11 protein-coding genes and 1 pseudogene are annotated in these 11,640 nt (G+C 62.8%); 6 read left to right on the top strand and 6 right to left on the bottom strand.

The annotated features are described in order from the left end of the window. The 5 genes and pseudogenes from RMO51_RS15160 to nuoK form a co-directional block, all read right to left on the bottom strand. Positions 1-462, bottom strand: a pseudogene (locus RMO51_RS15160) (hypothetical protein); the annotation flags it as partial. Between the two features lie 251 nt (positions 463-713). Continuing rightward, the gene (locus RMO51_RS15155; protein ID WP_310395973.1) at positions 714-1,094 is read right to left on the bottom strand and encodes a pirin family protein; all 381 of its coding nucleotides are present in this window, start codon (positions 1,092-1,094) and stop codon (positions 714-716) included. Between the two features lie 93 nt (positions 1,095-1,187). After that, complete coding sequence (locus tag RMO51_RS15150) at positions 1,188-1,544, bottom strand: superinfection immunity protein (RefSeq protein WP_310395972.1); 357 nt, start codon at positions 1,542-1,544, stop codon at positions 1,188-1,190. 33 nt (positions 1,545-1,577) lie between these two features. Then, positions 1,578-3,527, bottom strand: coding sequence for an NADH-quinone oxidoreductase subunit L (nuoL, locus tag RMO51_RS15145; RefSeq protein ID WP_310395970.1), 1,950 nt, complete (start codon positions 3,525-3,527; stop codon positions 1,578-1,580). Positions 3,528-3,662: 135 nt separating this feature from the next. Then, on the bottom strand, positions 3,663-3,995 hold the full coding sequence (nuoK, locus tag RMO51_RS15140) for an NADH-quinone oxidoreductase subunit NuoK (protein WP_188562078.1): 333 nt from the start codon (positions 3,993-3,995) through the stop codon (positions 3,663-3,665). A gap of 244 nt (positions 3,996-4,239) precedes the next feature. On the opposite strand from nuoK, the gene RMO51_RS15135 reads away from it, so the two are divergent. From RMO51_RS15135 to RMO51_RS15110, 6 genes are all read left to right on the top strand, one after another. Further along, on the top strand, positions 4,240-4,809 hold the full coding sequence (locus RMO51_RS15135; protein WP_310395967.1) for a sigma-70 family RNA polymerase sigma factor: 570 nt from the start codon (positions 4,240-4,242) through the stop codon (positions 4,807-4,809). Positions 4,810-4,925: 116 nt separating this feature from the next. After that, complete coding sequence (locus tag RMO51_RS15130; RefSeq protein ID WP_310395965.1) at positions 4,926-5,312, top strand: hypothetical protein; 387 nt, start codon at positions 4,926-4,928, stop codon at positions 5,310-5,312. An 83-nt stretch (positions 5,313-5,395) separates the two neighbouring features. Beyond that, positions 5,396-5,674 (top strand): autorepressor SdpR family transcription factor, encoded by a 279-nt coding sequence (locus tag RMO51_RS15125; protein ID WP_310395963.1) that lies wholly within the window; start codon positions 5,396-5,398, stop codon positions 5,672-5,674. A gap of 29 nt (positions 5,675-5,703) precedes the next feature. Further along, entirely contained in the window at positions 5,704-6,369 is a 666-nt protein-coding gene (locus RMO51_RS15120; RefSeq protein WP_310395962.1) for an SdpI family protein, read from the top strand. Between the two features lie 192 nt (positions 6,370-6,561). Further along, positions 6,562-6,987, top strand: coding sequence for a hypothetical protein (locus RMO51_RS15115; protein ID WP_310395960.1), 426 nt, complete (start codon positions 6,562-6,564; stop codon positions 6,985-6,987). Positions 6,988-7,265: 278 nt separating this feature from the next. Further along, complete coding sequence (locus RMO51_RS15110; RefSeq protein ID WP_310395959.1) at positions 7,266-7,778, top strand: carboxypeptidase-like regulatory domain-containing protein; 513 nt, start codon at positions 7,266-7,268, stop codon at positions 7,776-7,778. Between the two features lie 161 nt (positions 7,779-7,939). Here RMO51_RS15110 and RMO51_RS15105 read toward each other — a convergent pair whose 3' ends face one another. Next, positions 7,940-11,605 (bottom strand): M1 family aminopeptidase, encoded by a 3,666-nt coding sequence (locus tag RMO51_RS15105; protein WP_310395956.1) that lies wholly within the window; start codon positions 11,603-11,605, stop codon positions 7,940-7,942. Positions 11,606-11,640: the final 35 nt, after the last annotated feature.

The raw sequence follows: 11,640 nt of genomic DNA, 5'->3' as shown, positions 1-11,640 counted from the left end.
AACGTTGGTGTCGTTGCCCTCGATGTTGGCGTCCTGGAACGTGCCTTCCCGGCTCAGGTAGGTCACGCCCGGGGCCACGAGCAGGTAGGGCTGGATGAGGGCGTCTTCCTTCAGCGCCCAGCCGTTGTTGAGCTTGAGCTTGAGGGCCAGGTTGGCAATGGCCAGGTTGGTGCTGAACGTGTTGGCCGGATTGGCGGGCTGGCTGCCTTTCAGCTCCACGTAGGCCAGGTGCAGGCCCAGGTCCAGGCCCGGGGCGAGGTAGCGGTTCACGTTGAAGCCCGGGCCGTAGTTGTTCTCGCTCCAGTCCCAGAAGTTGGAGCCGTAGTTGCCCTTGTACTGGAAAGCGCTGCCGGAAAGGCCAATGGCCGTTTTCTTGTCGGCACTTTGGGCGTGCGAGGGAGAAGTGGCCGTGCCAAGCAAGGTTGCTCCCAACGCGAGGCTAAGCAGGAGTTTAGGTTTCAAGACCATAACATTATTTGGGTGTGAGAATAAAGGCGTTACGCCGCAACGGCCCGGGCGGGTCGCTTCGGATGTGCTGCTATACCCTTTTCCTCTAAAAAAGTTGTTCTTTCCGTCGCCCCTGCGCCTGATAGTATCTGGTAAACAGCTTGATATTTAGCTATTGCAGCCAAAGAATCGTTCTGCATCGCGCTATTGCCACCCGATTAGCGCCTCCATCAGCAGCAGGCGGGCGGCCGCATCGGCTTTCATGCTCAGCATATCCACAACCCGAAGCCGGCGCGCCGGTGCCGGGCCTGCCCGTTGATGGTCACTTCGCCTTCCAGCACAAAGGCATACGTGCCGTTGCCGGCCCGCTTCAGGGCATAGTCGAGGCCCACGCCGCGCTGATTGGGAAACACCCGGGTTTGCAGGAACTTCACTTCCTGCCGGGACTGTGATTTTTCTCGCGGTAGGCCAGGCCGGTGCCGGCGCTCATCACCCGCACGGATGACGGCCTGCCGGCCCGTGGCATCCTGGTGCTCCAGGTCGCCGACCCGCGGAATGGAAATGCTTGCCATGTTGTCGTGCGGGTGCTGGCCGAAGTCCCTGCCCCCGGCCACGGTGCCGACGTTGGTTAACGCTTGGCTTATCATGTTCGACCGCCCTGCAGTGGGTACTGCCCCAGTCGAACAACCCTTTTTGCAGGCTTGAAAGTGGGGCGCCGTCCAGTTTCCTCAAACCCGGGCTTACCCGAGCAGCGTGTTCTTTTGACGCTCAAATTCCTGCGCCGTGAGCACGCCCTGGTCCCGCAGGTTGCGCAGCTTAATCAGCTCATCCGCAACGAAGGAAGCCGGATTGCCCGAAGCCGCCGCAGTTGCGGGCAGGTAAACCAAGGGTCTTCGAAGGGCCAGGTACAAGGCGACCAACCAGCCGATGACGGTCCAGCCCGCAAGGATGTTCACGAGGAAAATGACGAGAAAGTCCGAACGTTTGCGGGCAATGAACGACGGGATGAAGTTGACGATGAACAGCATTGGCAGCAGCATCAGGAGCATCAGCTCACTGCCGCCGATGTCGCCCAAGAATAACAAGCACGTACTCATTGCCAGTCGAATCAGGTGTTCGCCGATTTCAAATTAAAACCGCGCGTAATTCAGCCCCAGAATCAGCACGATGCCGACGACCATCAGAATCAGGTACGTTTCGACGGCGCCGGTTTGCACGTAGCGGAGCAGTTGGCCGCCGCCGTTCACCACCCGGCCAAAACCGCCCACGACGGGGTTGATGAGGCCGTTTTCCACGAATTTAAACAAGCCGTTGGACAGCGCCATGACCGGGCGGGTGAACAGCGCGTCGTACAGCTCGTCGACGTAGTATTTATGGTACACCAGGCTTTCGGGGGCCGAGCGCGGGGCGCCGTCCGCGGCCGGGCGCTGGGCGCGGACCACGTAGAACACGTAAGCCAGAGCTATGCCCAGCACGCCGGCGGCCACCGACAAGCCGATGAGCATCAGTTCCGTGTTGTGGTCGGGCTCGGCGGCGAAGGCGGCCGGCACGAGGCGCTGCGAGTAGGTGAAGATGGGCGCCAGATACTCGGCCAGGTAGTGGCGCCCGCCGGTGAACATGGGCGCGCCCAGAAAGCCGCCCCCCGCCGCCAGCACGGCCAGCACGACGAGCGGCAGCGTCATCGACGCGGGCGACTCGTGCAGGTGGTGCTTTTGCTCGGCCGTGCCGCGGAACTCGCCGAAGAAGGCCAGGAACAGCAGGCGAAACATGTAGAACGCCGTGAGGAAGGCCGTGAGCAAGCTCATGGCCCACAGCACTTTGTTGTGCTCGTAGGCGTGGCTCAGGATTTCATCCTTGGAGAAGAAGCCCGAGAACGGCGGAATGCCCGAGATGGCCAGGCAGCCAACGAGGAAGGTGACGAACGTAATGGGCAGCGCCTTGCGCAGGCCGCCCATGCGGCGCAGGTCCTGCTCGTTGCTCATGGCGTGGATGACCGAGCCGGCCCCGAGGAACATCAGCGCCTTGAAAAACGCGTGGGTCAGCACGTGAAACAGCGAGGTGCTGTAGCCCATCACGCCCAGCGCCAGAAACATATACCCGAGCTGCGACACCGTGGAGTAAGCCAGCACCTTCTTGATGTCGTTCTGGGCCAGGCCGATGGTGGCGGCAAACAACGCCGTGGCCGCGCCCACGATGGCCACCACTTGCAGCGTGTCGGGCGCCAGGGTGAACAGCACGTTGGCCCGCAGCACCATGTAGATGCCCGCCGTGACCATGGTAGCGGCGTGAATCAAGGCCGAAACCGGCGTGGGGCCGGCCATGGCGTCGGGCAGCCAGGTGTAGAGCGGCAGCTGGGCCGACTTGCCCATGGCCCCCACGAACAGCAGCAGCGTAATGGCCGTGCAGATGCCCGCGCCGTAGGTACCGAACTGGCCCAGGCTGGCCATCTGGAACACCTCGGCGTACTGCACCGAGTTGAAGGTGAGGTAAATCAGAAAGATGCCGAGCAGGAAGCCCAGGTCCCCGATGCGGTTGATGATGAAGGCTTTCTTGGCGGCGTTGTTGTAGACGGTGTTCTGGTTCCAGAAGCCGATGAGCAGGTAGGAGCACAGGCCCACGCCTTCCCAGCCAATGAACAGGATGACGAAGTTGGACCCCAGCACCAGCACCAGCATGCTGAAAATGAACAGGTTCAGGAAGCTGAAGAACTTGCCCACGTTCTCGTCGTGGGCCATGTAGCCGATGCTGTACACGTGAATCAGGAAGCCCACGCCCGTCACCAGCAGCAGCATCACGAGGCTGAGCTGGTCAATCTGGTAGCTGAAGGGAATTTGCAGCGAGCCCACCGTAATCCAGTCGAACAGCTGCACGGTGTACTGGTACTCAAAGTTGAGGAACAGCATCACCGAAATCAGGAACGAGCCCAGCACGGTGGCGCTGCCGATGAGCCCGGCCACGGTGCCGGAGAGCTTACGGTTCAGCAGCCCGTTCAGCAGGAAGCCCAGGAAGGGCAGCAGCGGAATCAGGACGTAGAGCAGCGTGGAATACGGGGCGTTGGCGCCGGGAAGAACGGTTTCCATGTGGAGACTCGGTGTCTTGGGGATTTGGCTGAGGGAAGGCGGGATTGGAGCGGTTTGGGAGAGGAGGCGCGGCTGGTCGTTCGCGAAACCGAACAATCACCAAGTCCCCAAGACCCTAAGCCCCCAAGTCCCCAACTACCACTTCAACCGACTCAATAAGTTAACGTCGGTGGTCTGGAAGTTGCGGTAAATCATGACGATGATGCCCAGGCCCACCGAGACTTCGGCGGCGGCCACGGCCATGATGAAGAACACGAAAATCTGCCCGTTGGGGTCGGCGCGGTAGGCCGAGAAGGCCGTCAGCAGGATGTTCACGGCGTTGAGCATCAGCTCGACGCACATGAAGATGATGATGGCGTTGCGCCGCACCAGCACGCCCGTGACACCGATAGCGAACAGCGCCGAGGCGAAGAAGACGTAGTACTGCAGCGGAACGGTGCGGATGACTTCGGGAATCGTTTGGTCCATTCTTTCACAAAGCCGGCGAATGAGCGGTAAAGCCGGCCGGCGGGCAAAGGTACCCGGAAAAACGAAAAAAGCGGGCCGATTTTGCGCATTGTCTTGCGTCCAGCACGTCCTGCCGAGCGCTGTCGAAGCAGGACGTTCGTAGAAATTACTGGAGCAACAAAAGTTAAAGTAATTTCGGAAGGCCGGCGTCTGCGTGGGCACAATGAAAACCTTGGCACTTTCGCTCCCCTCCTCCCTGCCCCCAATGACGGCCTCGCAGCAAGACCGCCAGATTGCCGAAGCCGTGCGCCAGCAGCGGCCCCGGCTGCTGCAGTTCATCCGCCGCCGCATCCCCGACGAAGCCGAGGCCGAAGACCTCCTGCAGGACGTCTTCGCCGAGCTCGTGGAAAGCTACCGCATGCTCAAGCCCGTGGAGCAGGCCGCGGCCTGGCTCTTCCGGGTGGCCCGCAACCGCATCACCGACCTCTACCGCCGCAAACGACCGGTGAGCCTGGAAGCGGCCTTCGGCGCGGCCGAAGCCTCCGACGACGGCGAGGGCCTGCTGCTGGCCGACCTGCTGCCCGCGCCCGACGACTCGCCCGAAAACCGCCTGCTGCGCGAAACCCTCATGGAAGTTCTCACCGACGCGCTGGCCGAGCTGCCCGCCGCCCAGCGCCAGGTGTTTGTGTGGCACGAGCTGGAAGACAAAACCTTCCGCGAAATGGAAGCCGAAACCGGCGTACCGCTCAAAACCCTGATTTCGCGCAAACACTACGCCGTGCTGCACCTGCGCAAGCGGCTGCAAAAATTGTACACCGAGTTGTTTACGGATTGATTTGCTGATTCTTTGATTTGCTGGTGTGCTTTTCAACATCACCTATCGCACCCCGCCCTTTCCCACCAGCAGCACATCAGCACATTTCTCCCATCAACACATCACCCCAACTTATCATGGACCGTAAATTCTGGCTGCTTCGCGGCCTCCGCTTTGTTCTCTTCGCGGCGCTGTTTGTTACCGCGGCGCTCTTCGTCACCCAATACCTCTGGAACTGGCTGGTGCCCGAGCTGTTCAACGGCCCGGCCATCAGCCTGGGGCAAACCCTGGGCCTGCTCGTGCTGAGCCGCATTTTGTTCGGGGGCTTCCGGGGCGGGCGGCCCGGCGGCTGGGCCCAGCGGCGCAAGGCCTGGCAGCAGCGCATGGCCGGCCGCATGGAGCACCTTAGCCCCGACGAGCGCGAAAAATTCCGCCAGCAAATGCAAACCCGCTGCGGCATGGGCTGGATGCGCCGGCCCGAAACCGCTGCTACGGCGGAAACTACCGCCCGGCAGCCGGCTTAAGCGCCGCCTCCTTCAACAGTGTTTGATGCGCGCGGCCCCGTTTGGCGGGGTCGCGCTTTTTTATATAAATTTTATTTAGACATTTGTCTAATTATAAAAGCATCGCCGTGAACGCGCTTTTCAAAGCCCTGAACGACCCCACACGCCGCGCCATCCTGGAGCGCCTGCGGGCCGGGCCCCAAACGGCCGGGGCCATCGCCGAGCAGTTTCAGTTTTCCGCCCCCACCATCAGCCACCACCTGGACCTGCTGCGGCAGGCCGACCTGGTGACCAGTCAGAAACACGGCCAATTCGTGGTCTATACCCTCAACATGACGGTGTTTGACGAGCTGTTGGGCTGGCTGCACCAGTTCAAATCTTAGTCCCGCCAACCTGCTTTAATTTTTCTGCCGTGAAAAACAACCTGCTTCCCTGGCAACTTCTGACCCTCGTGGCCCTCGTGGTGCCGTCGCTGTACCTGCTCTACGCGTGGCCGGCCCTGCCCGCGCAGGTGCCCACGCACTTTGACCCGAGCGGCGAACCCAACAGCTACACCAGCCGCGAGCACCTGTGGCTGCTCACGCTGGCCCTGCCGCTCGGCGGGGCCGGGCTGTTCGCGGTGCTGCCCCGCCTCGACCCCAAACGCCGGCTCGATGGCCGCAGCGCCAACTACCAGAAGCTCGGCCTGGCCGTGGTGGGCCTGCTCAGCGGCCTGGCCTGCTACGTGCTCTACCTGGCCCTGCACCCCGGTACGGCACCCGGCCGGGGCATTGCGGTGCTGGTGGGCGTGTTTTTCGCCCTGCTGGGCAACTACCTCACCACCGTGCAGCCCAACTATTTCGTGGGCATCCGCACGCCCTGGACGCTGGAAAGCCCCACGGTGTGGGCCCGCACGCACCGCGTGGGCGGCATCCTGTTCTGCGTGTCGGGCCTGCTGCTGGCCGGGCTGGCCTTGGTGCTGCCAGCGGCCTGGGCGCTGCCGACGCTGCTGGTGCTGGTGCTCGGCACCGCGGGGTTCTGCTACGCCTATTCGTACGCGGCTTTTCAGCAGGAAGAACGCCTCAGGAAAACGCTTTAGCCACAGGCCGGCCGGGCGGGCGCGCGGCCGCCCAACCATCACCGGACCTGCGTGGGAAGCCAGCGCTTGCTGACGTATACTTCCGACGCGTCGCTCCTCGAATCCGAGGGTGATGAAATTTAATTCAAGAATAGTTTGCATAATGTCAATATAATATAGTATGTTTGCATCGTTAAATTAATTATTACTTCAGTGCAACTCGTCAAGGACTCTTGCTTTCTCCCCGCCGTGGTGGCTGTCAGCCTGCTGTTTGTGGGGGTGCCCGGGCGGGCACAATACGCCTTCAACCACGTGGCGGTGCCCGGGTCCGTGAGCCGGAATGTGGAGGAGCCCCCCAAGGCCGGCGCATACCGGATGGTGCACGGCGTGGTGCAAGGCGAAGCCGGCGCCCTGCCCGGCGCAACGGTGTGGCTGTGGGGCAGCCGGACCATCGCCGTAACCAATTCCGAAGGCGAATTTGAGTTGCGCGTGCCTGCCGACGCCAAGCTGATAAAAATAGTTTGCGGCTACGGCGGCCTGCAGGAGGAAGCGCTGACTCTGGCTCCGGTGCAGGCGCTGGGTTCGGTTTACCTCCTCCGCACCAAAAGCGTCGCCGCTGAGGCGTTGAGAACTAAGTAGCTTCTTAGCCAACCCCGATTTTTTCCTCATCACCCTACTACCGCACCTTCTTTCTGCAAGACTGCCTTCGGGCGAAAAAAATCCTGTCCCCTTGGGGCAGGATTTTTTCGTGTATCCGGCAACTGGCTAGGCTCAACCCCGTTTCCTCCGCAGGCCCCGGCCGTCGTTGGCCGACAATTAGCCGGTGTTGGGCGAAGGCCGGCCCCACCGGATAGGAACAATTCTTCTTTGCATCATTCAACCACGTATCTATTATCCATCCTTAACCGCTTCTAATTATGCGCCGCTTCTCGCTTCTGATTACTGCTTCGTTTCTGACCTGCGCCCTGGCCCTTGCTCCCGCCGCCGCCCAACAAGCCCCGGCGGATTTCGTCGGCAGCACCGCGCCCGTTGCGGGTGTCGTGGCCGGCCGTTTCCTGCCGGCCGCGGGGCCAGCCGATGCGGAAGACGACGTGGTGCTTTCGGGCAAAATCACCAACCCCGCCGGGCCGTTGCCCGGGGCTGTCATCATCCTGAAAGCCACCAAGCAAATGGCTGTGACCAACGCCGAAGGAGAATTCCAGTTTGTGGTGCCCGCCACCGCCGGTGCTCTGGATGCCGTGGTGACCTACGCGGGCTACGCCGACGAAGCCATGACGCTGAACGCCGCCGCCAGCGAGTCGACCGTGAACCTGACCGATGCCCGGGTCATCGTGGTTTCGCGCAAGCAGCAGCTCAAAACCTTCCTCAAAACCGCCCGCAAGCAAGTGAAGCACGACCTGAGGGAAGTACGCAGGTCGCAGGAAGATTAACCGCTCGCTGCTGGAACGCAAAAAGCCCCGACCATTCTGGACGGGGCCTTTTTTGTTTGGCGCCTTAAGCAGTCGTCCAAAAGCAAACGAGTTGTTCGTCAAGTGTCTACCAAGGAGCTAACAACTGACAACTGATGCCTGACAACTTAATGACCAGCGGGCTACAAGTCCTTGGTATTGTCGTCGAGCTGCCGGTCGATGATGAGGTGGTAGGGGTCGACGGCCACGGAGGCGGGCTTTTTGGCCACTACAAAGCGCAACTGATTGTCGCCGGCGCGCAGGCGGCGCTTCGCGAGCAGCAGGGGGGCGGCGGGCTTTTGATTCTTGCCGGTTTCTGGAAAGATGGCCACCGGCAGCACGTCGCGGCTCTGGTCGGCGGGCTTTTGGTTGCCCAGGCTGTCGGCGTAGAACTTGGCCGACTTCACCGTGAAGTCGACCTGGTATTGGCCGTTGGGCAGCTTCTTGCTGGTGGCGGCCGTCACGCGGTTGTCGTACAAGGTGATGCGGTCGAACACGTCGGTCAGGAAGGGCTGCAGCGAGTCGGGCGCGGCCCGGCGCAGGTAGCCGATGAACTCCGGCGAGTTGGTGTAGGGCGGGCCCTGGAAGGCCACGGCTTTCACGTACTGCTGCAGGGCGGCGTTCAACCGGGCCTCGCCCAGGTAGTCTTGCAGGGCGTACATCACCACCGAGCCTTTGGCGTAGTGGATGTACTGCTGGTTTTCGACCAGCCCCAGGGGCACTTCCTTCTTGCTCTCGAAGGCCCGGCCCGACAGGTAGCGGTTCATGTCGAATTTGAGAAAGCGCTGCATGGTGCTGGGGCCGTTGTGGTGGCTGAGCACCATCAGGGCCGAGTACTCGGCCATGGCCTCGGCCATGAGGGTGCAGCCCTGCACGTTGCCGCCGATGACTTGGTGGGCCCACCACTGGTGCGCCACCTCGTGGGCCGTCACGTAGTAGGGGTAGTTCAGGTCTTCGGGGTTGGCCGTGTCCACCTGGGCCACGAAGCCGATGCTTTCGGAAAACGGCACCGTGTTGGCGAAGCTCTGGGCGAAGCCCTGGTAGCGCGGGAATTCGAGGATGCGCAGCTGCCGGTGCTGGTAGGGCGAGAAGTTGCGCGAGCAGTAGGCCAGCGCGTCCTGGGCGCCTTCGGCCATGCGCTTGAGGTTGAACTCGTGGCCGGGCTGGTAGTAGATGGTGATGGGAATGGTGCGGCGCCCGGCCGTGTCGACCCACTCGGCCTTGTACTCCTTGTACCGGGCCGAGAGGAAGGTGTAGAAGTTGAGCATGGGCCGGTCCATGACGTAGGTGAAGTAGCGGCGGCCGTCCCGCACCCACTCCTTCTGCAGGTAGCCGGGGGCAATGGCCGTCTGGTCGGCCTCGGTGCTGACCGTAGTCTGGAAGCGAATCCAGTCGGCGTCGGCGCTGATGTAGGTGTTCTGGCGGGCCTTCAGGTCGTGGACGTTGGCCATGCGGGGCTTGGGCTTCAGGCCGTAGTTTTTGCGGTCCTGGTCGCCGGCCAGCTCGGTGTCTTCGCGGTAGCCGAGGCCGGGCAAGTAGTTATTGCTCACGAAGGTGCCGTTGTACACCAGGTCGGTGTTGGAGCCCGCGTTCGGGAAGCCCCGCTCCTGGTAGAACAGGTCCAGGGTGAGGGCCAGCGAGTCGCCGGGGGCCAGCGGGCGGGCCAGGCGGTAGATGCGCAGGCCGAAGGTGGTGTCGTTCAGCGCCAAGGTGGCCTGGCCGGGAGTACCCACGGCCAGGGCCCGCACGCGCGGGTGCTGCTCGACCGGAATGTTCACGATGACCGAGTCGAGGGCCCGGGCGTGCTTGTTGACCAGCGTGAACTGCCCGCGGAACCGCACGGCGCGGGCGCTGGGAAACAGCTCGGTGGTCAGGTCCACGGCCGTGATGCGGGGCTGGGCCACGCCTTTGAAGCGGCGGTACTGCCGCTCGTAGGCCACCAGCTGCTTTTCGCCCGCCTTGGTGGTGCGGTATTGGTTCAGCACGTTGGTGTTGTAGAAAATGTACCCGCCCGCACCCAGGCTGATGAGCAGGCCCAGGGCCAAGGCGGCGGTGCTGCCGGCGTTCCAGCGGCGGCGGGCTTCGGGCAGGCGGCCGGTGGTGTCGGTGCCGCGCACCCAGAGCAGGTTGGCGGCCAGCACCAGCAGCACGGCCACGCCGGCCCAGAGCAGCTTGGTCCACCAGAAGGCGGGCAGGAAGTGGCCGTAGCCGTTCATGGCCGAGTACCGGCCCGGCGACGCCGACCCGGCAAAGCTGAGCAGCCGGTGCGTGAGCCCGGCCTGGCCCTGAAACAGGCTGGCCACGTAGTAGAGCACCACCACGAAAAAGCCCAGGTACTTGTTGTTCACCACCACCTGCGTCACCATGGCCAGCACGCACCAGAGCAGCAGAAACGGCAGCTGGTACAGAAACAACGCCTCCAGGTACAGGCCGATTTCGTAGTGGAAATACCCTTTGAACGTCTGGAGCAGCAGGCCGGCCACCAGCACCACCCCCAGCAGCACCACCTGCACCAGGCCCAGGGCGGCCAGCTTGCTCAGGAAGGGCACCCAGCTGGGCACGGGCACGGCGTCGGCAATCTGGGCCACGCCGGCCTGGCGCTCGCGCCACACCAGCTCGCCGCTGTAGAAGATGATGATGGCCAGGAAGAAAAAGAAGAACGAGCCCAGCGACACCCCCAGCACCTCGTAGGTGACCGGGTAGGTGGTGGTGTCGAAGGTTTTACCCACCTGCGTGGCCCCGACGACCAGCAGAAAAATCACCCCCGCCCCGGCAATGGCCGCGAAGTAGCGGCTGCGCACGATGCCCCGAAACTCCAGCTTGGTAAGGCTCCACCACTGCCGCCGGCTCATGCCGCCCGAAAACACCTGCGCCACGCGGGGCAGGCGCAGGCCGCCGGGCAGCGGGACGGCGCCCTGCTCGTCGTCGGCCGCCGGGGCCTGGGCCGCCGCTTTGCGGCTCTTTTTGGCGGGCTTGTCGGAGGCGAAGGCCGCGAAGCGGAACCGGGCGTAGCACAGCGCCAGCAGGCCCAGCCCCACGCCCAGCCACACGGCCCGGTTCAGCACCACGTAGCCCGAGAGGGGCAGCAGCAGGCTGTTTTTCTCCATCGCCGTCCAGTAGCGGGTGGTCAGGAACTGCGCGCCGAGGCCGAAGGCATCTAGGGCCGAAGCGAGGTATTCGTTTTTGATGTCCTGGGTGAAATTGCTGGAGATGAGGTAGCCCAGCAGCAGCACCACGGCCCCGATGTAGGTGCTCAGGATGTTGCGCGTGAGCGTGGCCATGGTGAAAAAGATGGCGCCCGTGAACAGCAGGTTGGGCAGCACCATCACCAGGTAGGGCTGCAGGTAGGTGCCGGCCGGCGTGCTGGCCAGGAACCGGTCAGCTTCCACCCAGGGCATCAGCCCGGCCAGCGCCGCGCCCAGCCCCAGGCCGCTGAACACCAGCACCGCCACCAGGTAGGAACCCAGGAAGCGCCCGCCCAGGTAGCCCAGCTTGCTAATGGGCGTGGTGTAGAACAGCGGGTGCGTGCGGTACTCAAAGTCGCGGTACACTGGGTTGCCCATCAGCGAGGAGGCGATGATGACGCCAAACACGCTCAGGATGGTGACGGTGATGTTGACGGAGAAGGGCGAGTTGATTTTTACCGCCTGCCCGTCGCCGCCCAGCGCGATGTTGACGCCCGTGCCGAAGCCCCCACCGGCAGCCGTGACGAGCAGAAAGGCCATGAGCAATAGGAGCCCGAAATAAATCCAGGTAGCCGGCCGCTTGAGGCGGTACTTTAATTCGAAAAGAAGAATGGGGAGAAACATTGGAATTAAAAATTATGAATTAAGAATTAAAAATG

This window comes from Hymenobacter sp., assembly GCF_031398885.1.
GTDB lineage: Bacteria > Bacteroidota > Bacteroidia > Cytophagales > Hymenobacteraceae > Hymenobacter.
Note: the sequence above shows the minus strand (reverse complement) of the source record. Positions and strands in the feature narration are given on the sequence as shown.